The sequence below is a fragment of the Iodobacter ciconiae genome, from assembly GCF_003952345.1.
GTDB classification, from domain to species: domain Bacteria; phylum Pseudomonadota; class Gammaproteobacteria; order Burkholderiales; family Chitinibacteraceae; genus Iodobacter; species Iodobacter ciconiae.
On the sequence record NZ_CP034433.1, the window covers coordinates 556,936 to 581,728 of the forward strand.

Annotated in this window: 23 protein-coding genes, 2 tRNA genes and 1 pseudogene; 24 read left to right on the forward strand and 2 right to left on the reverse strand. The window is 48.6% G+C overall.

The annotated features are described in order from the left end of the window. From EJO50_RS02425 to EJO50_RS02495, 15 genes are all read left to right on the forward strand, one after another. Positions 1-531, forward strand: coding sequence for a NuoB/complex I 20 kDa subunit family protein (locus tag EJO50_RS02425; RefSeq protein WP_125971412.1), 531 nt, complete (start codon positions 1-3; stop codon positions 529-531). A gap of 13 nt (positions 532-544) precedes the next feature. Continuing rightward, positions 545-1,129 (forward strand): NADH-quinone oxidoreductase subunit C, encoded by a 585-nt coding sequence (locus EJO50_RS02430; RefSeq protein WP_125976234.1) that lies wholly within the window; start codon positions 545-547, stop codon positions 1,127-1,129. Continuing rightward, the gene (locus tag EJO50_RS02435) at positions 1,119-2,375 is read left to right on the forward strand and encodes an NADH-quinone oxidoreductase subunit D (RefSeq protein WP_125971413.1); all 1,257 of its coding nucleotides are present in this window, start codon (positions 1,119-1,121) and stop codon (positions 2,373-2,375) included. Before EJO50_RS02430 ends, EJO50_RS02435 begins: the two co-directional genes overlap by 11 nt. Next, positions 2,375-2,848, forward strand: a complete 474-nt coding sequence (nuoE, locus tag EJO50_RS02440) for an NADH-quinone oxidoreductase subunit NuoE (protein WP_125971414.1) — start codon at positions 2,375-2,377, stop codon at positions 2,846-2,848. The genes EJO50_RS02435 and nuoE overlap by 1 nt, the downstream gene beginning before the upstream one ends. Further along, positions 2,848-4,137, forward strand: coding sequence for an NADH-quinone oxidoreductase subunit NuoF (nuoF, locus tag EJO50_RS02445; protein ID WP_125971415.1), 1,290 nt, complete (start codon positions 2,848-2,850; stop codon positions 4,135-4,137). The genes nuoE and nuoF overlap by 1 nt, the downstream gene beginning before the upstream one ends. Positions 4,138-4,159: 22 nt before the next feature. Further along, the gene (nuoG, locus tag EJO50_RS02450) at positions 4,160-6,457 is read left to right on the forward strand and encodes an NADH-quinone oxidoreductase subunit NuoG (RefSeq protein ID WP_125971416.1); all 2,298 of its coding nucleotides are present in this window, start codon (positions 4,160-4,162) and stop codon (positions 6,455-6,457) included. Between the two features lie 12 nt (positions 6,458-6,469). Then, positions 6,470-7,516 (forward strand): NADH-quinone oxidoreductase subunit NuoH, encoded by a 1,047-nt coding sequence (nuoH, locus tag EJO50_RS02455; protein WP_125971417.1) that lies wholly within the window; start codon positions 6,470-6,472, stop codon positions 7,514-7,516. Between the two features lie 12 nt (positions 7,517-7,528). Continuing rightward, positions 7,529-8,017 (forward strand): NADH-quinone oxidoreductase subunit NuoI, encoded by a 489-nt coding sequence (nuoI, locus tag EJO50_RS02460; protein ID WP_125971418.1) that lies wholly within the window; start codon positions 7,529-7,531, stop codon positions 8,015-8,017. 167 nt (positions 8,018-8,184) lie between these two features. Further along, on the forward strand, positions 8,185-8,820 hold the full coding sequence (locus EJO50_RS02465; RefSeq protein ID WP_125971419.1) for an NADH-quinone oxidoreductase subunit J: 636 nt from the start codon (positions 8,185-8,187) through the stop codon (positions 8,818-8,820). Between the two features lie 13 nt (positions 8,821-8,833). Further along, entirely contained in the window at positions 8,834-9,139 is a 306-nt protein-coding gene (gene nuoK, locus EJO50_RS02470; protein ID WP_099398500.1) for an NADH-quinone oxidoreductase subunit NuoK, read from the forward strand. A gap of 16 nt (positions 9,140-9,155) precedes the next feature. Next, entirely contained in the window at positions 9,156-11,192 is a 2,037-nt protein-coding gene (gene nuoL / locus EJO50_RS02475; protein ID WP_125971420.1) for an NADH-quinone oxidoreductase subunit L, read from the forward strand. Positions 11,193-11,264: 72 nt separating this feature from the next. Beyond that, complete coding sequence (locus EJO50_RS02480) at positions 11,265-12,764, forward strand: NADH-quinone oxidoreductase subunit M (protein ID WP_125971421.1); 1,500 nt, start codon at positions 11,265-11,267, stop codon at positions 12,762-12,764. Between the two features lie 96 nt (positions 12,765-12,860). Further along, positions 12,861-14,315: an NADH-quinone oxidoreductase subunit NuoN gene (gene nuoN / locus EJO50_RS02485; RefSeq protein ID WP_125971422.1), complete on the forward strand. Its 1,455-nt coding sequence runs from the start codon at positions 12,861-12,863 to the stop codon at positions 14,313-14,315. Beyond that, entirely contained in the window at positions 14,315-14,611 is a 297-nt protein-coding gene (locus EJO50_RS02490; RefSeq protein WP_125971423.1) for a DUF2818 family protein, read from the forward strand. The genes nuoN and EJO50_RS02490 overlap by 1 nt, the downstream gene beginning before the upstream one ends. Positions 14,612-14,911: 300 nt before the next feature. After that, positions 14,912-14,988 (forward strand) — tRNA-Val (locus EJO50_RS02495). A gap of 33 nt (positions 14,989-15,021) precedes the next feature. Here the strand turns inward: EJO50_RS02495 and EJO50_RS02500 are convergent. Then, complete coding sequence (locus EJO50_RS02500) at positions 15,022-15,225, reverse strand: hypothetical protein (RefSeq protein ID WP_125971424.1); 204 nt, start codon at positions 15,223-15,225, stop codon at positions 15,022-15,024. On the opposite strand from EJO50_RS02500, the gene thrS reads away from it, so the two are divergent. The 9 genes from thrS (at position 15,224) to EJO50_RS02545 (ending at position 22,817) form a co-directional block, all read left to right on the forward strand. Further along, positions 15,224-17,128, forward strand: a complete 1,905-nt coding sequence (gene thrS / locus EJO50_RS02505) for a threonine--tRNA ligase (RefSeq protein WP_125971425.1) — start codon at positions 15,224-15,226, stop codon at positions 17,126-17,128. The genes EJO50_RS02500 and thrS overlap by 2 nt on opposite strands. Positions 17,129-17,158: 30 nt before the next feature. After that, positions 17,159-17,704, forward strand: coding sequence for a translation initiation factor IF-3 (infC, locus tag EJO50_RS02510; RefSeq protein ID WP_099398121.1), 546 nt, complete (start codon positions 17,159-17,161; stop codon positions 17,702-17,704). Between the two features lie 168 nt (positions 17,705-17,872). Beyond that, positions 17,873-18,070, forward strand: a complete 198-nt coding sequence (gene rpmI / locus EJO50_RS02515; RefSeq protein ID WP_125971426.1) for a 50S ribosomal protein L35 — start codon at positions 17,873-17,875, stop codon at positions 18,068-18,070. 16 nt (positions 18,071-18,086) lie between these two features. Further along, positions 18,087-18,446: a 50S ribosomal protein L20 gene (gene rplT, locus EJO50_RS02520; RefSeq protein ID WP_099398123.1), complete on the forward strand. Its 360-nt coding sequence runs from the start codon at positions 18,087-18,089 to the stop codon at positions 18,444-18,446. Positions 18,447-18,586: 140 nt separating this feature from the next. After that, entirely contained in the window at positions 18,587-19,573 is a 987-nt protein-coding gene (gene pheS / locus EJO50_RS02525) for a phenylalanine--tRNA ligase subunit alpha (RefSeq protein ID WP_125971427.1), read from the forward strand. A gap of 95 nt (positions 19,574-19,668) precedes the next feature. Beyond that, positions 19,669-22,023 (forward strand): phenylalanine--tRNA ligase subunit beta, encoded by a 2,355-nt coding sequence (gene pheT / locus EJO50_RS02530; protein ID WP_125971428.1) that lies wholly within the window; start codon positions 19,669-19,671, stop codon positions 22,021-22,023. 29 nt (positions 22,024-22,052) lie between these two features. Further along, positions 22,053-22,370, forward strand: coding sequence for an integration host factor subunit alpha (locus EJO50_RS02535; protein ID WP_046352592.1), 318 nt, complete (start codon positions 22,053-22,055; stop codon positions 22,368-22,370). Then, on the forward strand, positions 22,336-22,701 hold the full coding sequence (locus EJO50_RS02540; RefSeq protein WP_125971429.1) for a MerR family transcriptional regulator: 366 nt from the start codon (positions 22,336-22,338) through the stop codon (positions 22,699-22,701). The genes EJO50_RS02535 and EJO50_RS02540 overlap by 35 nt, the downstream gene beginning before the upstream one ends. 39 nt (positions 22,702-22,740) lie before the next feature. Next, positions 22,741-22,817 (forward strand) — tRNA-Pro (locus tag EJO50_RS02545). Between the two features lie 778 nt (positions 22,818-23,595). Here EJO50_RS02545 and EJO50_RS02550 read toward each other — a convergent pair. Continuing rightward, positions 23,596-24,300: pseudogene (locus EJO50_RS02550) on the reverse strand (IS3 family transposase); the annotation flags it as partial. Between the last annotated feature and the right edge of the window lie 493 nt (positions 24,301-24,793).

The window sequence follows — 24,793 nt, forward strand, 5'->3', positions numbered from 1 at the left end:
ATGAATGCTCAATCCTTAGAAGGCGCTGGGTCCTCGGAAAAAGGATTTGTAACGACATCGCTTGATACTGTGATCAATTGGACACGCACGGGTTCTTTGTGGCCAATGACGTTTGGTCTGGCTTGTTGTGCAGTAGAAATGATGCATGCAGGTGCGGCGCGGTATGATCTGGATCGTTTCGGTATCGTTTTTCGCCCAAGTCCGCGCCAATCTGATCTGATGATTGTTGCGGGTACCCTTTGCAATAAGATGGCGCCAGCATTGCGTAAGGTTTATGACCAGATGCCGGAGCCTCGTTGGGTAATCTCGATGGGATCCTGTGCCAATGGTGGTGGTTACTACCATTACTCTTATTCTGTTGTCCGTGGTTGTGATCGTATTGTGCCGGTTGATATCTATGTGCCGGGCTGTCCACCGACTGCTGAAGCTTTGCTTTACGGCATTATTCAGCTACAGAATAAGATCAAGCGTACTAACACGATTGCGCGTTCAGGTGTATTGGCGAGTGAGAGGGTAAACAGTGGATCGTAAACTTAGCGTCCTGATGGACAGTCTGAAGGCGGTTCTGGGTGAGGCCGGTGGTGCAAACATCGCCAAACTGACCTGTGCTCTGGATGAAGTCACTATCGAAGTACCCGCAGCAGTGTGGTCCGAAGTGGCTTTGGCTTTGCGTGATCATGCCGCATTGCACTTTGAATCCTGTCTGGATGTCTGTGGTGTTGATTACAGCACTTATAAAGATGCTGTATGGGAAGGACATCGTTTTGCGGCGGTGTATCATCTCTTGTCTTATAAACACAATGTGCGCTTGCGTGTGCGGGTGTTCTGTACTGATGATGATTTCCCTGTCGTGCCGTCCGTTGTATCAGTTTGGCCGGGCCTAAACTGGTTTGAGCGTGAAGCATTCGATTTATTCGGGATTATGTTTCAGGGGCATCCTGATTTGCGTCGTATCCTGACCGATTACGGTTTTGTCGGTCATCCTTTCCGCAAAGATTTTCCGCTTTCTGGCTACGTAGAAATGCGTTACGACCCCGAACAGGGCCGCGTTATCTATCAGCCTGTCACTATCGATCCGCGAGAAACAACGCCGCGTATCATCCGCGAGGAGAACTACGGTGGCTGCTGAAATCCGTAACTACACGCTTAATTTTGGACCACAGCATCCGGCGGCTCACGGCGTTCTTCGCCTTGTTCTTGAGCTCGATGGCGAAGTGGTCGAACGGGCAGACCCGCATATCGGGCTTTTGCACCGTGGTACCGAAAAATTAGCGGAATCAAAAACTTATATCCAATCCCTGCCTTATATGGATCGGCTCGATTACGTGTCGATGATGTGTAATGAGCATGCCTATTGCATGGCGATTGAAAAAATGATCGGCATTGAAGTGCCGCTTCGTGCCCAGTATATCCGTGTGATGTTTGATGAAATCACCCGTGTGCTGAATCACCTGATGTGGATTGGTGCGCACGGCATTGATTGCGGTGCAATGACTATTTTCCTGTACGCTTTCCGTGAACGTGAAGATCTGATGGACTGCTACGAAGCAGTGTCAGGTGCACGTATGCATGCGGCTTATTATCGCCCGGGTGGTGTTTACCGTGATCTGCCTGATCAAATGCCGCAGTACCAGGCTTCTAAGGTACGTAATGCTGCCGCGATTAAAAAATTAAATGGTAACCGTGAAGGCTCTTTACTCGATTTTATCGAAGACTTCACTAACCGTTTCCCGACCTATGTGGATGAATACGAAACTCTGCTGACAGATAATCGTATCTGGAAACAGCGCACTGTGGGTATTGGCATCATTACACCTGAACGTGCTCTGGCCTTGGGGCTGACTGGCCCCATGCTGCGTGGATCTGGTGTAGAGTGGGATCTACGTAAGAAACAGCCGTATGAAGTTTACGGTGCCCTGGATTTTGACATTCCGGTCGGTAAAAATGGGGATTGTTATGATCGCTACCTGGTTCGTATGGAAGAAATGCGTCAGTCCAATCGTATTATCAAACAGTGCGTTGCGTGGCTGAAAGCGAATCCTGGCCCGGTGATTGTGGATAACCATAAAGTGGCATCTCCTTCACGTGGTGGCATGAAAGCCAATATGGAAGAGCTGATTCATCACTTCAAACTCTTTACCGAAGGCATGCATGTTCCAGAAGGCGAAGCTTATGCTGCTGTTGAGCATCCTAAGGGCGAGTTTGGTATCTATATGGTGTCCGATGGCGCAAATAAGCCTTACCGCATGAAAATTCGCGCACCGGGTTTTGCTCACCTGGCCTCTTTGGATGAAATGGCGCGTGGTCATATGTTGTCCGATGTGGTCGCAATTATCGGTACACAGGACGTCGTATTTGGGGAGATTGATCGCTGATGTTAACTACTCAATCCCTAGCATTGATTGATCGTGAAGTAGCGAAATATCCTGCAGAGCAAAAGCGCTCTGCCGTGATGGGCGCACTGCGTATTGCGCAGACTGAGCATCGTTATCTTAGCAATGACATGATCGAGTTTGTAGCTAACTATCTTGGCATTGCGCCGATGATGGCTTACGAAGTAGCTACTTTCTACAATATGTATGATTTAAAGCCGGTTGGTAAGCACAAGATCACCGTGTGTACTAATCTGCCTTGCGCACTTTCTGGCGGTTATACTGCAGCACATTACATCAAGCAAAAGCTTGGTATTGGTTTTAATGAAACCACGCCTGACGGCAAATTTACGCTTAAGGAAGGGGAGTGCATGGGCGCCTGTGGTTATGCACCGGTGATGCTGGTGAATAACCACGCCATGTGTAGTCATATGACGCCTGAGGCGATTGATAAGAAACTGGCGGAGCTTGAATAATGACCGTCTATGCAACTGGTGTCATTTTTGATGATGTCAACTTTGAAGATCCAAATTGCTGGCGTATTGATCAATACGTTAAGCGTGGCGGCTATGCAGCGCTGAAAAAAATTCTGAGCGAAAATATCACTCAGGACGAAATCATTGCGCAAATGAAAACTTCCGGCCTGCGTGGCCGTGGCGGTGCGGGCTTTCCCACCGGCTTGAAGTGGTCATTTATGCCACGCAGCTTTCCTGGGCAAAAATATCTGGTATGCAATACCGATGAGGGCGAGCCAGGCACCTTTAAGGATTTGGACATTATTGTGTCTAATCCGCATGCGCTGATTGAAGGCATGATTATCGGTGCTTACGCCATGGGCATTACCGTGGGTTACAACTATATCCATGGTGAGGTGTTTGAAGCTTATCAGCGCTTTGAAGAAGCGCTCGAAGAAGCACGCAAGGCAGGCTTTTTAGGCGATAAAATTCTGGGATCAGAGTTTAGCTTCGAGCTGCATGCCCATCATGGCTATGGCGCTTATATTTGCGGTGAAGAAACAGCACTGCTTGAATCCTTGGAAGGCAAAAAAGGCCAACCTCGCTTTAAGCCGCCTTTCCCAGCGAGCTATGGCCTCTACGGCAAGCCAACCACGATTAATAATACGGAGACGTTTGCCTCCGTACCCTACATTATCCGCGAAGGCGGGCAGAAATTCCTTGAGCTGGGTAAACCTAATAACGGTGGTACGAAGTTATTTTCGGTTTCTGGCCATGTGAATCGCCCTGGAAACTACGAAGTGCCGCTGGGCATGCCGTTTTCCGAGCTGCTGGAATTATGCGGCGGTATGCGTGATGGCAAAAAACTCAAAGCGGTTATTCCGGGGGGATCCTCTTCGCCGGTCTTGCCTGCTGACATCATGATGCAATGCACTATGGACTACGATTCGATCGCTAAAGCGGGCTCGATGCTGGGTTCGGGGGCGGTGATCGTGATGGATGAAACCGTTAATATGGTGCAGGCGCTTGAGCGTTTGTCCTATTTCTACTTCGAAGAATCGTGTGGCCAATGTACGCCGTGCCGTGAAGGGACCGGTTGGTTGTATCGCATTGTTCATCGTATCGCACAGGGCCACGGCGTTCCGGAAGACTTGGAGCTACTGGACAGTGTCGGTAATAACATCGCAGGGCGAACCATTTGTGCTCTCGGCGACGCAGCTGTTTTCCCGGTGCGCGGAATGCTAAAACACTTCCGTAGCGAATTCGAATACCTTATCGAACACAAGACTGCATTGCAGGCTTGGGTTTGATTCAATAGCCATTGAGTAGAGCATGCTGGAAATTGAAATCGACGGTAAGAAACTGACAGTGCCAGGTGGTAGCACGGTAATGGACGCAGCCAATTCGGTTGGCGTACATATTCCGCATTTTTGCTATCACAAAAAGCTGTCTATAGCCGCAAACTGCCGTATGTGTCTTGTTCAGGTTGAGAAAGCACCTAAGCCTTTACCTGCCTGTGCAACTCCCGTTACTGACGGGATGAAAGTGTGGACTCATTCTGATCAGGCCGTGAAGGCGCAGCAGGGGGTGATGGAATTCTTACTGATAAATCACCCGCTCGATTGTCCGATTTGCGATCAGGGTGGCGAATGCCAGCTGCAGGATCTGGCAGTAGGCTACGGTCAGTCCGGCTCCCGTTATACAGAAGAAAAACGCGTTGTTGTCAATAAAGACCTTGGCCCGCTGATTTCTACTGATATGACCCGCTGTATCCATTGCAGCCGCTGCGTTCGCTTTACCGAAGAAATCGCTGGCTTCCAGGAATTGGGTATGGCAGGCCGCGGCGAATTTACCGAGGTCATGTCCTTTATTGGCAAGACGGTTAAATCGGAAATTTCCGGCAATGTGATCGATCTTTGCCCGGTTGGCGCATTGACCAGTAAGCCTTTCCGCTACTCGGCCCGCACATGGGAGTTATCCCGTCGTAAGTCTGTCAGCCCGCATGATGGCCTTGGCTCTAATCTTGTGGTGCAAGTGAAGAACAACAAGGTAATGCGTGTATTGCCGCTGGAAAACGAAGCTATTAATGAATGCTGGCTGGCCGATCGTGATCGCTTCTCTTATGAAGCTTTAAACGGCGCGGATCGTCTGCAAAAGCCGATGATTAAGCAAGGCGGTGTTTGGCAGGTTACCGATTGGCAAACAGCGCTTGAATACGTGGCCAATGGCCTGAAGCAAGTGGTATCAGACCACGGTGCTGCATCTGTTGCTGCTGTGGCTACACCAAACAGTACAGTTGAAGAGCTGTTTATGCTGCGTAAACTAATGGCAGGTTTAGGCGTAGAAAACGTCGAAACTCGCTTACGCAATGCAGACTTCAGCCTGAATACGACGGGTGCAACTTGGTTAGGTCAGTCTATTGCTGATTTGGCTGCTTCTGAAGCGGTGCTGGTGATTGGTTCATCTTTACGCCAAGAGCAGCCTTTGCTGGCACAACGCTTGCGTCAATCGGTTAAGAAAGGCTTGAAGCTTTCTTTAGTGAATGTGCATAGCGATGATTTGCTGACTAAAGTCGCTGCACAATCTGTTGTTCGCCCTGATCAGCTGGTGGAAGGCGTATTGGCGGTGATTAAAGCTGTTGTTGAAGTCGACACCAGCAAGACGGCTCCTGCAAACATCGATTTAGCCGGTGTTGAAGCCACTGATTCTGCTCGTGCGATTGCTGCAACGCTGACTGGTAAATCTGCTGTATTGCTAGGCAATATTGCAATGCATAACCCTCGTGCTGCTGAGTTGCACTCTGCGGCTGCGGCATTGGCCGAGTTGACCGGCGCAACACTGGGTGTAATGAGCGAAGCGGCCAATACTGTGGGCGCTCAGCTGATCGGTGCAACAGTAGGTGGCAATGTTTTCGCTGTGCCTAAAAAAGCCTATGTGCTTTTAAATGCTGAAGCCGAGTTTGATACACATAACGGCGCACAGGCACTGGTCGCAGTAAAAGCGGCTGAAATGGTTGTTGTTATGTCGGCATTTAATAGCTGTGCACTGGATTTTGCTGATGTAATCCTGCCCGTTTCTCCGTTCTCAGAAACCTCCGGCACCTTCGTCAATATGGAAGGCAAACCACAGAGCTTTAACGGCGTGGTTCGTCCGCTTGGTGAAACGCGTCCGGCCTGGAAAGTATTCCGCGTTTTAGGCAATGTGCTTGGCTTTAATGGCTTTGATTACGAATCGTCAGAACAGATCCGTGATGAAGCCTTGCCTGGAGATACTGCTGCCCGCTTGAATAATTCAATGGTGGCTGCTGTAGCAGTTAAAGCTCAGGCTGTGTCCGGTTTGTCTCGATTAGGCGAAGTGGCGATGTATCAGGCGGACGCCTTGGTTCGTCGTGCGTCTAGCCTGCAAGCGACTCAGGCTGCTCCGGCATTGAAAGCCAATGCTGCCACTCTGGCGGCTTTAGGTCTGGCGGTGAATGATCTGGCGCGGGTAGAGCAGGGTGGTCAAGCCGTATCGCTCTTCGCTGAGCTGGATGCGGGTCTTGCAGATAACGTGATTCGTGTGACTGCTGCCCATGCTGCGACGCGTCAGCTCGCTGGCATGTTTGATAGTCTCTCGGTTTCTAAAGCTTAAAGGGCGCCCAATATGGAAATGTTACAAGGGTGGTTTGGCGCAGAGATCGCGTTTGTCCTCTGGACCTTAATCAAGATTGTTTGCATCGTTGCGCCTTTGATGGGTGGGGTGGCTTACCTGACACTGGCTGAGCGCAAAGTAATTGGCTATATGCAGATTCGTATCGGCCCGAACCGGGTGGGGCCGTTTGGTTTGCTGCAACCGATTGCCGACGGTGTAAAGCTGCTGCTGAAAGAAATTATTTCTCCATCTGCTGCCAGCACAGGCCTGTTCTTTTTGGCGCCGATTATGGTTCTGGTGCCCGCTCTGGCAGCCTGGGCCGTGGTGCCGTTTTATCCTGGCTATGTGTTATCAGATGTGAACGTTGGTTTGCTCTACGTGATGGCCATTACTTCGATGGGCGTTTATGGCGTGATTCTGGCGGGCTGGGCATCTAACTCCAAATACGCTTTTCTTGGTGCGATGCGCGCTGCAGCTCAGGTGATTTCTTACGAGCTGGCAATGGGTTTTGCGCTGGTTGGCGTGATGATGGTTTCGGGCAGCTTAAATATGACTGAAATTGTGAATCAGCAAGGTCAGGGCATGGCCGGGGGGTCGATTTTGTCATGGAATCTGATTCCGTTGATGCCGCTGTTTATTGTGTACTTTATTTCTGGTGTGGCTGAAACCAACCGCGCGCCATTTGACGTCACCGAAGGTGAGTCAGAAATTGTTGCGGGTCACATGGTTGAGTATTCGGGCATGAGCTTTGCGCTGTTCTTTCTGGCTGAATACGCCAATATGATTCTGATTTCAGCAATGACATCGATCATGTTCCTTGGCGGCTGGTTAAGCCCGTTCCCTGTAAGCTGGGGTATTCTGGGCGCGCCATCGGTACTGTGGTGGGTGCTAAAAGTAGCCTTTATGCTGTTCTGCTTCTTGTGGTTCCGCGCTACTTTTCCTCGCTATCGTTACGATCAGCTTATGCGTTTGGGTTGGAAAATTTTCATCCCGGTCACCTTGATTTGGATTGTGGTAGTGGGCGCCTGGATGCAAACGCCGCTGTCACTCTGGAAATAAACAGGATCCGCTATGGAAAAGATTGCTTATTTCTTTAAAACGTTCTTGCTCGTGGAACTGGTAAAAGGCCTGATGCTTACCGGCCGCCATATGTTCCAGACCAAGATCACAGTGCAGTTCCCTGAAGAGAAAACTCCGTACAGCCCGCGTTTTCGTGGTCTGCACGCACAACGTCGTTATGCAAATGGCGAGGAGCGTTGCATCGCCTGTAAGCTTTGCGAAGCAGTTTGCCCGGCTCAGGCGATTGTGATCGAGTCGGATCAGCGGGATGACGGTACTCGACGTACCACACGTTATGACATTGATCTGACCAAATGTATTTTCTGCGGTTTTTGTGAGGAAGCTTGCCCGGTGGATGCCATCGTGGAAACGCATATTCTTGAATATCACGGCGAAAAACGGGGCGATCTCTACTACACCAAGCCAATGCTGTTAGCGGTGGGTGATAAGTACGAGAGCGAAATTGCTGAACGGAAAGCACAAGATGCCAAATACCGTTAACAGCCCGATACAAAACTACTGCGAACTTCAATGGCTGCTTTAAAAAATGACTCAAAATCATCGTTTACTAAAGTAAACCCCGGTTTTTTGCCCTTTTTTGTCTTGCTCCTGGATTTCTCGCTACGCTTTTTATCGACTGTTAAAGGTCAAATATTGATAGGTGTCCAATGACAATTGCACTATTTAGTTTCCTTGCCCTGGTGCTGCTGGCTTCTGCACTTGGTGTAGTCAGTACCAAAAATCCGGTACAAGCCGCATTACTGCTGATTTTGTCTTTCTTTACCGCAGCCATGCTGTGGATGTTAATGAAGGCAGAGTTTTTGGCTGTTTCCCTTGTACTGATTTATGTGGGGGCAGTCATGGTGCTGTTCCTGTTTGTGGTGATGATGCTCGATATTAATTTCGAGGAGCTGCGTAAAGGCTTCTGGAAGTTTGCTCCGATTGCCGGTGTGGTTGCTGGCACGATGCTGGTGGAAATGGTACTGGTCATTACTCACGGAGCAAGTCAGTTGGAAGGCGCAATGCTGGTTGAGCGTCCTTTGGGTTATAGCAATGTGCATGAGCTAGGCCGCCTGATTTATACCCAGTACTTCCTGCCATTTCAGCTGGCGTCGGTAATTTTGTTGGTGGGGATGATTGCCGCCATCGCGCTGACGTTACGTAAACGTAAGAGCAGTAAATACATTAATCCGGCTGAACAAGTTCGTGTTAAAGCTAGTGATCGCCTGCGCATCGTGAAGATGGCAGCCACCGTTAAAGAGCTTGCAGATGTGCCTGCCAGCGACGATAAACCAGCAGCCTGAGGGAAGATATTTCATGCTTGAGTTGACGCATTATCTTGTGCTGGCGGCTTGTTTATTTGCCATCAGTATTTTCGGTATCTTTATGAACCGTAAAAACTTAATCGTGCTGCTTATGGCGATCGAGTTGATGTTGCTTGCGGTGAATATGAATTTCATTGCTTTTTCGCAGTTCCTCGGCGATTCAGCAGGGCAGATTTTCGTGTTCTTTATCTTGACGGTGGCCGCGGCTGAAGCTGCAATTGGGCTGGCGATCCTGATTGTGCTATTTCGCAATCTGCGCTCAATCAACGTCGAAGATCTCGACAGCCTGAAGGGTTAAGGGGACAGGGTTATATATGGATATGAAAACGATTTATCTCTTAATCCCGCTGGCGCCCCTGTTTGGCGCGCTGGTTGCAGGCTTGTTTGGCTGGGCAATCGGGCGGCGTGCATCGCATATCGTAACTATTGGTGGTGTTGCTGCTTCGTTTCTGATGTCGGCTTATGTTTTAAACCATCTGGTGTCAGGTGGCGATAACTTTAACGGTACGGTTTATACCTGGCTGACTGTTAATGGTGTTGATTTCAATGTTGGTTTTCTAGTTGATAAGCTCACCGCAATGATGATGTGCGTGGTGACTTTTGTATCGCTGATGGTGCATATCTATACCATCGGTTATATGTCGGAAGACCCGGGTTATCAGCGTTTTTTCAGCTATATCTCGCTGTTTACCTTCTCGATGCTGATGCTGGTGATGGCGAATAACTTTGTTCAGCTTTTCTTCGGCTGGGAAGCGGTAGGTTTGGTTTCTTACCTCTTGATCGGTTTCTGGTTCAAAAAGCCAACGGCAACGTTTGCCAATATGAAGGCTTTTTTGATCAACCGTGTGGGTGACTTCGGTTTCCTCTTGGGGATTGGTCTGGTACTGGCCTACTTTGGCTCGCTCGATTACGCGGATGTATTTGCTAAAGCGCCGGCGCTGAAAGATGCAACGATTAGCTTATTCCCGAATGTGACTTGGTCTTTGATGACAGTCACTTGCATCTTGCTGTTTATCGGCGCGATGGGTAAATCGGCTCAGTTTCCGCTGCATGTCTGGTTGCCTGATTCGATGGAAGGCCCAACGCCGATTTCTGCGCTGATTCACGCGGCAACAATGGTGACGGCAGGTATCTTTATGGTGGCACGTATGTCGCCATTGTTTGAGTTATCAGATACTGCGCTGAATTTTGTGATGGTGATTGGTGCAATCACAGCGCTGTTTATGGGTTTTCTCGGGATTATCCAGAACGATATCAAGCGCGTTGTGGCTTATTCCACCTTGTCGCAACTGGGTTATATGACGGTTGCGTTAGGTGCATCGGCTTATTCGGTAGCGGTATTCCACTTAATGACACACGCTTTCTTCAAGGCTTTGTTATTCCTTGCTGCGGGTTCGGTGATTATTGGTATGCACCATGATCAGGACATTCGCAATATGGGCGGCTTGAAGAAATACATGCCAATTACCTGGATTACCTCTTTGATTGGTTCTCTGGCCCTGATCGGTACACCGTTCTTGTCTGGTTTCTATTCTAAAGATTCGATTATCGAAGCGGTGCATGCTTCAAACTTGCCAGGCGCTGGTTTTGCTTACTTTGCGGTTGTGGCAGGTGTGTTTGTAACGGCTTTCTACTCTTTCCGCATGTACTTTCTGGTGTTCCACGGTGAAGAGCGTTTTGGTAAGGCGCATGATCACCACGGTCACGATGCAGCTCATGCACATGCTGATGAGCACCATCACGGCCTGGTTCCGGGGCAAAAGCCGCATGAAACACCTTGGGTTGTGACTTTGCCACTGGTGATGCTGGCTATTCCATCGCTGGTGATTGGTTACTTTGCGATTGATCCTATGCTTTACGGGGACTTCTTCAAGGGTGTGATTTTTGTAAATCATGAAGCTCACCCTGCTATGGAAGTGATGAAAGAGGAATTTCACGGTGCAATCAGCATGGGGATTCATTCCTTGACTACATTGCCCTTCATGCTTGCACTGGCAGGTGTGGTGGTGTCCTGGTACTTCTATCTGGTGAAGCCAAGCATCCCCGCAGCACTGGAGAGTTTCTTTACATCGGTCGGCATTAAAAAGCTGCTGGACGAGAAGTACTACATGGATCATCTGTATATCAATGGTTTTGCTGCAGGTGGCCGTGTACTGGGTACTTTGTTCTGGAAAGTAGGGGATACCTTCATCATCGATGGCTTGCTTGTTAATGGCACGGCCAAGCTGGTGGGCGTGTTTGCAGCGTTGTCTCGTAAATTGCAAACGGGTTATATCTACCACTACGCTTTTGCCATGATTATCGGTGCAATTGGCCTGATGACGTGGTGGATTGCTGGCCTGCTGGCTTAAGGGAAAGGCCGGCTTACCGCCGGGGATCGGGGGGCATTGCCCCCTCGGATGAAAATAACAAGTAGGTTGACTATGACGGGTAATCTTCTAAGCCTCGCGATCTGGCTGCCGATCGTGGCAGGCCTTGTAGTGCTCGCGACAGGCGGGGACAAAAACGCTAATACTGCGCGCTGGCTGGCGCTGGCAGGCGCTTTGCTAAGTTTTTTGGTAACCATTCCGCTGTACACGCAGTTTGAGTCTTTACATGGCGGCATGCAGTTCGAAGAAATGAAGCCCTGGATCGCCTCATTTAATATCAACTACCATCTTGGGGTTGATGGTATCTCGATGCTGTTTGTGATTTTAAATAGCTTTATCACCCTGATGGTTATCCTGGCAGGCTGGCAAGTTATTCAAAAGCGCGTTGCACAATATCTGGCTGCTTTTCTGATTATGTCGGGCTTGATCAATGGTGCATTTGCGGCGCTGGATGCGATCTTGTTCTATGTGTTTTTTGAAGCCATGCTGATCCCGATGTACCTGATTATTGGTATCTGGGGTGGCCCGCGCCGTGTTTATGCTTCAGTTAAGTTTTTCCTTTACACCTTGCTGGGTTCTTTGCTGACACTGGTTGGTTTTATCTACTTGTATCAACTCACTGGCGGTAGTTTTGAAATTGCTGATTTCCAGCGTCTGCCATTGGGTATGACCGCTCAGACTTTAGTGCTGGTGGCTTTCTTCTTTGCTTTTGCCGTGAAAGTGCCAATGTGGCCTGTTCATACCTGGTTGCCTGATGCTCACGTTGAAGCGCCTACCGGTGGCTCGATGGTGTTGGCAGCAATTACCCTGAAGTTGGGGGCTTATGGTTTCTTGCGATTTGCTCTGCCGATTGCTCCGGATGCCGCACGTGAATATGCATGGGTGTTTGTTGCGTTATCACTGGTGGCGGTGATTTATATCGGCTTGGTTGCGCTTGTGCAAACCGATATGAAAAAGCTGGTGGCGTACTCCTCTATCTCGCATATGGGTTTTGTAACGCTGGGCTTCTTTATGTTTGCCGGTGGTACACAGCTAAATCAATACGCGGTTGAAGGTGCTTTATTGCAAATGATCTCGCATGGCTTTGTTTCAGCCGCAATGTTCTTTTGTATTGGTGTGATGTACGACCGTGTGCACAGCCGCAAGATTGCCGATTACGGTGGCGTGGCTAATAAGATGCCGATTTTTGCCAGCTTTATGATGCTGTTTGCAATGGCTAATTCGGGCTTGCCGGGTACTTCTGGTTTTGCTGGTGAATTTATGGTGATTCTGGGGGCCGTGCAAGTTAATTTCTGGTACGCCTTTGCGGGTGCAACAACACTGATTTTTGGCGCTGCTTATACACTCTGGATGTACAAACGTGTGTTATTTGGCGAGGTAGCCAATGATCACGTGAAGCATCTGAAAGATGTGGATGCCCGCGAATTCCTGATCCTTGCTGTTCTGGCCGTGGCCGTGCTTGGCATGGGGCTGTATCCGAAGCCATTTGCAGATGTAATGCACGTGTCAGTGAATGATTTGATCTGGCATGTATCACAAAGCAAGTTGCATTGATACTCGATAATCGGGTGCTCACTTTGAATGCCTGATTTTATTCAGAGGTAGAGATCACCTTTGGACCACCATACTATTATTTGATAGGGTTGAATAATGACCTGGACCAGCCTTAATGCTTGGGTGGCAATGCCGGAAATCTTCCTGCTGTTTGCCAGCTGTGCACTCCTTCTTATTGACTTGTTTGTGTCAGATGCCAAGCGTCATATTACTTATGTGCTGACACTGCTTGTGCTTGCCATCACGGCTTTTCTCGTTGTGAACGGCTATCAGGCGTCACCACGCCTGGCGTTTAATGGCTTATTCATTAGTGATCCAATTGCAGATTTTGCCAAAATCGGCATGATCCTGGGTGTGGCGCTGGTGCTGATTTATGGCCGCGATTACAGCATGGTGCGCGGTCTGTTCCGTGGCGAGCTGTTTACGCTGACCTTATTTGCCTTGGCTGGCATGATGATTATGGCCTCCAGCGTTAATTTTTTAACGCTGTATATGGGCCTGGAACTATTGTCCTTGTCGCTGTATGCCCTGGTGGCATTGCAACGTGATTCGGTGAAGTCTACAGAAGCCGCCATGAAATACTTTATTCTGGGGGCTTTGGCTTCCGGGATGTTGCTTTATGGTATGTCGATGATTTATGGCGCAACTGCTTCGCTGGATGTTTTTGTTATCGCCAGCAAGATTGCCAGTGGTGAAGCAAACCGTATGCTTGCAGCTTTTGGCTTGGTATTCCTGGTAACCGGTATTGGCTTTAAATTGGGAGCTGTTCCGTTCCATATGTGGGTTCCGGATGTGTACGAAGGCGCGCCAACACCAGTGACTCAGCTGATTGGTTCTGCTCCTAAGCTGGCGGCTTTTGTGTTTGTGATTCGCCTGCTTGCGCAGGGTATGGAAGGCTACGCCTTTGATTGGCGCGGCATGCTGGTGGTGTTGTCGGTACTCTCGATGGGTATTGGTAACCTGACTGCGATTGCCCAGACCAGCATGAAACGTATGATGGCGTATTCAACCATCTCGCATATGGGCTTCTTGCTGCTGGGTATTTTAGTGGCTAGCCCGATTGGTTATGCTGCATCATTTTTCTACGCCATGGTTTATGCCCTGACTGCCGCGGCAGGTTTCGGTATGGTGATGTTGCTGTCTCGTGAAGGCTTTGAAGCTGATAAGATTGATGACTTCAAAGGCCTGGCAACGCGCAGCCCCTGGTTTGCCTGCATGATGATGTTTGTGATGTTTTCTATGGCTGGTATTCCGGTCTTTGTTGGCTTTTTTGCCAAATTATCGGTCTTACAAGCGGTGGTCAATCTGGGTTATGTGTGGCTGGCGGTGATTGCCGTGATGTTCTCGCTGATTGGTGCATTCTATTACCTGCGCATTGTAAAAATTATGTACTTTGACGAAGCCACCGATACGGCACCAATTGTTGCCGGTTTTGACACCAGGCTGGTGTTGTCGGTTAACTGCATCTTGCTTCTGGTGATGGGTTTGATGCCTGATCGCCTGATAACAGTACTCTCGCAAGCCATTACCTCATCACTTGTGCATATGTAATGAATAATGTTTATTTGCTCTGTGGATTGGCGCTAATTGCTGCCAACCTGCCTTTTTTCTTTGAGCGTATTATTTTTTGCATTCCGGCAAAAAAGGTTAAGGGTTTTCACTGGCGGCTATTAGAGCTGGTCATCCTGTATGTGGCACTGGGGTTGCTGGCTCGGGTACTGGAAGGGCGTTTATCTCCGGTGCACGAGCAAAATTGGCCGTTTTTTGTCACTACCTTTGCAATGTTTATCGTCTTTGCCTGGCCAGGTTTGGTCTGGCGGTATTTCTGGCGAAAATCCGGTGTCTGAAAAAAACCGATATTGCTGCGTATGTAAAGCCGGTCGTTCCCACGGTAAGTATTTTGCCTGGGGAGTGTAAATCAATTGATAAATTTTTATGGCTGATGCTTGCTCATGTGGATAAAGCAGCAAATATGCTTACGATTTTTTATTAAGTTTTTTACATCCAGCTGCCTGTGTTTTATCTTTTAGTTTTACTGAATGAGAAAATGAAAAATTTTTCTACATTTGGCTTGTGCGGCTAGGCAATCTCATTTAGAATGCTGTCTCTCTGATCTTGATGTTAAGCATCAAGTCAGAAAAGGCGTTAGGGTTGTAGCTCAGTTGGTTAGAGCGTTTGGTCGACATCCAAGAGGTCGTGAGTTCGAATCTCACCAACCCTACCATAAAATTGTAAGGTCTGATCGAAGGTCATGCCTTTATTTCACGGAGTTAAGCCCCATGAGTCGAACTAGCACCACTGCTGAATAATTCTGGCGGCGTGTGCGTGGGGCTTGATTTATAAAAAGTGCGGCATAAGCTGCACTTTTTTTTCGTTCATTTTTTACAGCATCTGTTACTGTTTGTTTTCTTTTTGAAAGCCTTTTAACCTTATCTAAAACGCGCAGCACAGGATAAACCATGCCTATCGTGACCCTGCCAGACGGCTCTGAACGACAATTCGACGCCCCGCTTACCGTGGGTGATGTAGCAGCCAGTATCGGAACGGGTCTTGCTCGCGCCGCTTTGGCGGGCAAGGTTGACGGGCAGCTGGTTGATACCAGTTACCTCATCGATCGTGATATTCAGCTGGCGATTATTACGGATAAGGACGCAGATGGTTTAGAGATCATTCGCCACTCCACGGCCCATTTGCTGGCTTATGCGGTAAAGGAGCTGTTTCCCGATGCTCAGGCTACGATTGGTCCTGTAATCGAAAATGGTTTTTACTACGATTTTGCTTATAAGCGCCCGTTTACACCAGAAGATCTGGTTGCCATCGAAAAGAAGATGGTTGAGCTGGCGAAAAAAGATATCCCCGTCGAGCGTTACGAGCAGTCGCGTGATGAGGCGGTGGCTTACTTTAAATCGATTGGTGAAGCCTATAAGGCTGAAATCATCGAATCGATTCCGGCTGATCAAGTTTTAAGTTTATATCGCGAAGGTGAGTTTACTGACCTCTGCCGTGGCCCTCATGTGCCCTCTACCGGTAAGTTGAAAGTATTCAAACTGATGAAGGTTGCAGGTGCGTACTGGCGTGGTGATAGCAATAATGAAATGCTGACCCGTATTTATGGCACGGCCTGGGCAAAGAAAGATGAGCTTGAGCAGTACTTGCATATGCTTGAAGAATCGGAAAAGCGTGATCATCGTAAGATTGGTAAGCAGCTCGATTTGTTTCATATGCAAGAAGAAGCGCCGGGTATGGTGTTCTGGCATCCCAAGGGCTGGGCACTTTGGCAATCAATTGAGCAATATATGCGCAAAAAGCTTGATCAGCATGGTTACCAGGAAATTCGTACCCCGATGGTAATGGATCGCTCTTTGTGGGAAAAATCGGGTCACTGGGAGAACTACCATGATGCGATGTTTACTACGGAATCCGAAAAACGTGATTACGCCGTAAAACCGATGAATTGCCCTGGGCATATCCAGGTTTTTAACCAGGGCTTGCGCTCCTACCGTGATTTGCCATTACGTTTTTCCGAGTTTGGCTCTTGCCACCGTAACGAGCCATCAGGGTCTCTGCACGGTATTATGCGGGTACGCGGCTTTGTGCAGGATGATGCGCACATTTTCTGTACTGAAGAGCAGGTTCAATCGGAAGCCGCTTCATTTATTGATTTGCTGCAAGAAGTCTATGCCGACTTCGGTTTTAATGAAATTCTGGTTAAGCTATCCACTCGTCCGGAAAAACGTGTTGGTACAGAAGAGAGCTGGGATCATGCCGAGGCGGCACTGGCAGCGGCTCTGGATTCAAAAGGCTTGGCTTTTGAGTACCAGCCAGGCGAAGGTGCATTTTACGGGCCCAAAATTGAGTTTTCTTTAAAAGATTGTCTGGGCCGCGTGTGGCAATGTGGCACTTTACAGATTGACCCGAATTTACCTGAGCGCCTTGGTGCTGAGTATGTCGGGATTGATAATGCAAAACATCGTCCTTTGATGCTGCATCGTGCGGTATTGGGCTCGATGGAACGTTTTATTGGTATTCTGATTGAAAATCATGCGGGTGCATTCCCCGTTTGGCTTGCGCCAACGCAGCTTGTGGTCTTGAATATTTCGGATGCACAGCGTGAATATGCCGTAGAAGTGTGCGAAAAACTCAAGTCATTGGGCTTTAGAGTTCAAGCGGACTTGAGAAATGAGAAGATTACCTATAAAATCCGCGAACATAGTCTGCAACGTCTTCCTTATCAGCTGATTATTGGTGATAAAGAGAAAGAGGCAGGCCTAGTGGCCGTGCGAAGCCGTACTGGTGAAGATCTTGGTCAGCTGACGATTGAGGCGCTTGTTGAGCGTCTGCAGTCGGAAATGCCAAAGGTTTAGTCGTAGGCGGTAGCGCGGTTTTGATTTTGAATGACTTGGAGAATCACAATAGCTTCTCAGGATAAAGAACCACGGATTAACGGTGAAATCACCGCCCGTGAGTTGCGTTTGCAGGGTGTGGATGGCGAGCAGCTTGGTATCGTCAGCCTTTCCGAGGCTTTGGCTCTGGCCGAAGAGGCCAATGTTGATCTGGTGGAAATAGCACCGACAGCACAGCCGCCTGTTTGCCGGATCATGGATTACGGCAAATTTAAGTATCAGGACGCGAAAAAGAAACACGCCGCCAAGCAGAACCAGAAGCAGGTCCAGGTCAAGGAAATCAAGTTTCGTCCGGGTACGGACGAGAACGATTACCAGATCAAACTGCGTAATCTGACCCGCTTCCTCGCCGATGGCGATAAGGCAAAGATTACTTTGCGCTTCCGTGGTCGCGAAATGGCTCACCAGGAAATCGGTATGGCTCAGCTGAAACGTGTTGAAGCTGATCTGGGCGATTTGGTTGTGGTTGAGCAATATCCGCGTCTGGAAGGGCGTCAAATGGTAATGATGCTGGCTCCTAAAAAGAAAGCGGCTTAGTTCCCTTTTGTAAAAACGACCGGGCTAGCGGCTGCGCCTGGTAAGGCTGGTTGTTTATTTAAAATTAGCTAGCAGCCGTAATAAAAGCGTGGTGGCAGGTATTAAGTGCAGAGCGGGCAGCCGCTATGGCGCCTGTCGCCCTATCTAACTCAGTAGTAGGAGTTCATCATGCCTAAGATGAAGACCAAGAGCGGCGCTAAAAAGCGCTTCAAGGTTCTCGGTGGTGGTGGCGTTAAGCGTAGTCACGCTTTCAAGCGTCACATCTTAACCAAGAAAACCACTAAGACTAAGCGCCAGCTGCGCGGTACAAGTATGGTCGATGCGTCGAACATGCCTTCTGTCCGTGCAATGTTGCCCTACGCATAACTAAAGGAAAAGACTCATGCCTCGCGTTAAACGTGGTGTTACAGCTCGTGCTCGTCATAAAAAGATCCTCGCTCTGGCCAAAGGCTACCGTGGTCGTCGTAAAAATGTCTATCGTGTAGCCAAACAGGCTGTCATGAAGGCAGGTCAATATGCTTACCGTGATCGTCGTCAGAAAAAACGTCAGTTCCGTCGCCTATGGATTGCGCGTATCAACGCGGCTTCCCGTGAGTGCGGTCTGGCCTACAGCCGTTTCATGAACGGTCTGAAGAAAGCGGGTATTGAAGTTGACCGTAAGGTTCTCGCCGATATGGCTATCTTTGACAAACCGGCTTTTGCTCAGTTTGTTGAAGTTGCTAAGGCGAAACTAGCCGCCTAATCGGCTGGTCGACAAGAGGGGGAGGCTTCTGGCCTCCCTTTTTTATTCCTTTGGTTTCTCCAAGGGGGGGCTTTTTCTGACCTTCTCAGTTGAAGTGTTGGTTTAAAGCAAAACAATTTGCCTGAGATTGCCGCAAGATCATGGTTGATAACGTACAAGCGATTCTGGAAAAAGGCCTGGCTGCATTAAATGCAACCAATGACCCGAACGAACTTGAAAATGCCAAGGCGCAATTTATTGGTAAGCAGGGCGAGATTTCTGCGCTCTTAAAACAGTTAGCCACCTTGCCACCTGAAGAAAAAAAATCTTTTGGTGCAATTGTTAATCAGGCTAAGCAAGCTTTTGAAGCATCACTTAATACACGTCGTGAAGCCATTGCTAATGAAAAATTAGCAAAGCAGCTGGCGGCTGAAGCTCTGGATATCACCCTGCCTGGCCGAGGTCTCGCTGCTGGTGGTTTGCATCCGGTGACTAAGGTGCGTGAGCGTATCGAAGCATTGTTCCACTCTATGGGTTTCGCCGTGGCCGATGGCCCCGAAATCGAAACAGATTTTTATAATTTTGAAGCCTTGAATCTGCCGCCAGATCATCCTGCCCGCGGCATGCAAGACACCTTTTATGTAGAAGGTGGCGAAGTGTTGCGCACACATACTTCCCCGATTCAAGCGCGTTACATGGAAAGCCATGAGCCGCCAATTAAGATTATCGCGCCGGGCCGGGTTTACCGTGTTGATTCTGATGCGACACATGCGCCGATGTTCCATCAAATGGAAGGCCTGTGGGTTGATCAGGATGTCTCCTTTGCAGATTTAAAAAGCGTGATTGTCAGCTTTTTACGTCAGTTCTTTGAACGTGATGATCTGGAAGTGCGCTTTCGTCCTTCATTCTTCCCCTTTACCGAGCCTTCGGCTGAGATCGACGTAAAGTGGTCCAAGGGCTGGATGGAAGTAGGCGGTTGCGGCATGGTGCACCCCAATGTGCTGAAGAATGTGGGTATCGATAGCGAAAAATTCACCGGCTTTGCCTTTGGTATTGGCCTGGATCGTTTCGCGATGCTGTACTACGGCGTAAACGATTTGCGTCTCTTCTTCGAGAACGATATTTCCTTCCTCGAACAGTTCAAGTAACGAGTTGAAAAGTGTGCATTCCAGGCATAGATATTTGCTTGGAATGGCTTTCTACAGCGGATGTTGTATCGTCCGCGCATCTGTAGGTGCGAGTGATGAAATTTTCTGAACAATGGTTGCGCAGCTGGGTAAACCCAGCACTAAATTCTGAGCAGCTGGCCCATTTATTAACAATGGCCGGTTTAGAAGTAGAAGAAAATGATCCTGCTGCTCCTGAGTTTACCCAAGTGTTTGTGGCAGAGGTGTTGTCTGTTACCAAGCACGAAAACGCTGATAAATTGAATGTTTGCAGCGTAAATGTAGGTGAAGCTGAGCCGCTGCAGATTGTATGCGGTGCGCCAAATGTGGTCCCCGGTATCAGAGTGCCTTGCGCTCGCGTGGGCGCTGCTTTACCTGGTGATTTTAGTATTAAAAAAGCTAAGGTTCGTGGCGTTGAATCCTTCGGGATGCTTTGCTCCGGTGATGAATTAGGTATGCCAAGCGATGTTGATGGCCTGATGATTTTGCCAGGCGATGCGCCTGTTGGTATGCCGATTCGCGAATATTTGCAGCTTGATGATCGCTTACTGACTTTAAAGCTCACTCCAAACCGTACTGATTGCCTGTCAATTAAAGGAATCGCACGCGAAGTAGCGGCTTTAACCGGTGCTGTGCTTCATCCGGTTGAAATTAAAGCTGCCGTGCCAGCTTGTGACGATGTGATTGCAGTGGCGCTAAATGCGGGTGCAGCATGCCCGCGTTATGCTGGCCGTGTGATCAAAAACGTAAATCAAGCTGCCGTTACGCCCGATTGGATGAAACAGCGCTTAGAGCGTTCAGGCTTACGCTCAATCTCGGCGATTGTTGACGTAACCAACTATGTTTTGTTGGAACTCGGTCAGCCGATGCACGCCTTTGATGCGGATAAGCTGCAAGGCGGTATTCAGGCTCGTTTTGCTCAGCAGGGCGAAAAAATTACGTTGCTGAATGAAAAAGAGCTGACGCTTGACGCGGATATGCTGGTGATTGCGGATGCTGCTCAGCCCTTAGCGCTGGCGGGTATTATGGGGGGCTTAGCGTCGTCTGTAGTGACTGGTACACGCAATATTTTTTTAGAATCCGCCTTCTTTGCACCAAGCACGATTGCAGGGCGTTCACGTCGTGTGGGCTTTAGCTCGGATAGCTCGCACCGCTTTGAGCGCGGTATCGACTTTGCCAATGTAGTGAACGCACTTGAGCGTGCCACACAGCTTATCCTGGATATCTGCGGTGGTGAAGCTGGCCCGGTTACCGAAGCACAAGCCGATCTGCCTGCTCGCCCGGCTGTAGCGCTGCGTGTATCGCGTGTGGCTAAAGTACTGGGTATTCAATTATCTGCAGATGAAATTCTTGCTTTACTGGCGCGTCTGGCTCTGCCAACCTCCCTGGCTGGTGATGTGATTACGGTAATGCCGCCATCATTTCGCTTTGATATCGAAATCGAAGAAGATCTGATCGAAGAAATTGCCCGTCTGTTTGGTTACGACAATATTCCTGTTGCACCGTCTGTATCTCGTCAGGTGATGCTGCCGCAGCGGGGTGATCGTCGTGAAAAGGCTGCACTCAAATCCATTCTGGTGGCTCGTGACTATTTCGAAGCTATCAGCTACGCTTTTGTCGAAGAAAAATGGGAAGTCGATTTCTTGGGCAATACCAGCCCAATTAAATTGCTAAACCCCATTGCCAGCCAAATGAGCGTAATGCGCTCCGGTCTGTTTGGTGGCTTGATCTCTGCCCTGCAAGGCAACCAAAAGCGTAAGCAAGAACGCGTACGCCTGTTTGAGCTGGCCCGCGTATTTAATAGCACTGCTGCCGATGCCCAGCCAGAGAAAATCGCTGGCCTGGCATGGGGCTGCCGCAGCGCCGAGCAATGGGGCGAAGCCAAGCAACACGTTGATTTTTATGATGTAAAAGCCGATGTAGAAGCACTGCTTGCTCCGCGTAAAGCAGATTTTCGTCGTGTGGATCATCCTGCCCTGCATCCCGGCCGCGCTGCCGAAATTTTACTAAACGGTATCGTGGTTGGAGTGATTGGCGAGCTGCATCCTAAATGGGTGCAATCATACGATTTAGGCACAGCGCCAGTCTTGTTTGAATTGGATGTGGAAGAGCTTGTAAGTGTTGAAAAGCTTACAGCCAAGCCAGTATCCAAGCTGCAAGTTGTTCGCCGTGACCTTGCTTTACTGGCAAATGAAAGCTTATCGGTGGCAACACTACAAGCTGCATTTGCTAAATTGGAAAACCCGCTCCTCATAGCATCAGAAGTATTTGATGTCTACCGTGGAAAAGGTGTTCCAGAAGGTAAAAAAAGCCTTGCTTTCAAGATGTTAATGCAAGATACTCACAAAACTCTTACTGATGAGGAAGTCGACGCCGTCGTCGCGGATATAATTCGTGCTGCCGAAGCAAACGGTGCGACGCTGAGAGTCTAATGCTAATGCAGTACACCCCTACTACTATGATGACGCTTACTAAAGCTGACTTGGCCGATATGTTGTTTGATAAGGTCGGATTAAATAAGCGTGAAGCCAAAGACATGGTCGAAGCCTTCTTTGAGGAAATCCGCACGTCCCTTTCCGAGGGCGATTCGGTAAAACTCTCCGGTTTTGGCAATTTTCAGCTCAGAGACAAGCCACAACGTCCTGGGCGTAACCCTAAAACAGGTGAAGAAATCCCAATCTCCGCCCGGCGCGTGGTTACTTTCCACGCCAGTCAGAAGCTGAAGGGAATGGTCGAAAGTCACTATGCAAAGCATCAGCCTCGTCATACCGACCAGTGATCTACCCTCTATCCCGGCAAAACGCTACTTCACCATTGGTGAAGTTAGCGAGCTTTGTGGTGTAAAGCCACATGTGCTGCGTTACTGGGAGCAGGAATTCACGCAATTAAAGCCCGTAAAGCGGCGCGGAAACCGACGCTACTATCAGCACCATGAAGTGCTGCTGGTACGGCGAATTCGCTCCCTGCTTTATGAGCAAGGTTTTACCATCAGCGGTGCCCGTAATCAGCTTTCAGTACTTCGGGATGATGCTGATGGCATAGGCGAGGGCCCCACAGTGACAGAACTGCGTCATGAGTTGGAAGCATTACTTGCCTGGCTGGATGACTAGCCAGGCAAGAGGACGTAAGGTATAATGCGTTCCTGAGTTCGGAATGTGGCGCAGCCCGGTAGCGCACTTGCATGGGGTGCAAGGGGTCGGAGGTTCGAATCCTCTCATTCCGACCAAAATAAACAATGAGTTACAGCCTTTCGGTTGTAGCTCATTTTTTATTGCTTATGCTTTTAATGATTTTCCCCCGACATTTCCCCCGACAAAATAATTAGCTTATTCACTTCGATAAAAAGTTAGCTTATATTTTGCCTGGTTCTTGAGTGTTCAACCTGAAATAGCCCCCGGAGTGGCTATTTTCGCTTAGCCCAAGCGTTGACTCGACCGTGATTTGATTTGCCATTGGCAAGCTCTTGTGGAACTAGCAATCTGACTTGCGATAATTTGGGTGTTTCAGCCCAAACCTCAGCAAAGGAAAATAAAGAGAATGACGGCGACACCACATCAAGCTGGTGATTAGGCTTTAGCCAAGGTCGTACCAAGCCTAGACGCGATCCGGTCCAAAATTGCTGACCAATTTCATTGGTTAAAATCCATATACATATTGATCAAACGTCTAAATCCTAATATCAACTTCACACATCCAGCAGAACTATAAGTGCTCTACAACATATCAGTAAGCGACTAGAGATACGCCGCGAGATTGTTGGTTGATTCTGGTATTTGCTTTCGACACAGTTCAGAATACTTGATGAATGGTATTGTAGTGGGTTTGGTTGGTATGATGGCTTGTTTGACGGTGAATTAATTGACTGTCTACGAAGATATAATCAAGTTTACTGATTGCAATTCTTTTCCAATCAAATCATGTTCAGTAAAAGGAGAGTGGCGGCCGTGTTTGACCGCCAAAGACCCGGTAATCCCCCCGTTTTTAAGCTCACTTAAAAGTAGGGGCTAGGCATGTAATGCCAGTTTTTGTTTCGGGGTGATGCCGCCCAATACCATATGCGGGCGCTCGTTATTGTAAGTCCAAAGCCATTGCGTTGCAGTTTCTTGCACTGCGGCAAGACTTTCAAAATCATCACAGGCCAGCCATTCATAACGTACGGTGCGATTATAGCGCTCAATATATGCATTTTGCTGTGGATTGCCAGGCTGAATATAAGCCAATTCAATCGATTGTTGCTCTGCCCAATTCTTTAGCAGATGGCTAATATATTCAGGGCCATTATCGGACCTGATTCGCTTAGGCTTGCCGCGCCATTCAATGATTTGATTCAGGCTGCGTATTACACGCTCTGCCGGCAAAGAGAAATCAACTTCAATGCCTAATCCTTCTCGATTAAAATCATCAATCACATTGAATAAGCGAATACTACGTCCATCGGTTTCATTTTTTGCCTCTGGCACTGCTAATGGCTCCGGCGTTTCGCGATCTAAACGTTTTTTAGGCTTAATTCGCAGATTTAATTCTAAATCGCAGTAAATTCTGTAGACCCGTTTATGATTCCAGTGCTTTTTCCTGACGTTGCACAAATGCAAAAAGCAGAGGCCAAAGCCCCAGTTACGATGCGTTTCCGTGAGCTGGACCAATGAATCAGCAATCTGAGCGTTTTCGGCATCCAACTTACGAATATAGCGATAGTAAGTCGCACTGATCGCACATTTTTAAGGCAAACCAAATTTTGTATGTCAGTATGTCGTAAGTGTACGAATAATCCTGCATTTTTGATCTAAATGCAGAATTCATGGTTGGCATTCCTTTTATTTTATCGTCTTCTACAAAGCCAAACTGACCAGTTTTGTGTCATTTTCGCCTATGGCGTAGCCATTACGCTTTTTTCTCTGATCAAATCTATCACGTTTGGCAACAGGCATTGAGAAGGGGGTTATGAGTGTGGTCTGAAATGATAAATAGGTATTACGCAATATTTACAGTCAATCCACGCATGATTCAGACTCTCAATGCCCCTTCATTGTAATGCTCCTTACATTGCTTGAAGCAGGAGTAAGTAAGCTTTGGTGAGCCCCGATAGACTAGGCGGCATCTTGGATTAGTTAATTGCCTGAGTTGCACTACGATCGGCGACGTTTTTTGTGTTTAGCTCATATCGCAGTGAATGCCCACACTGCTGCGGGACGAGTGAATGAA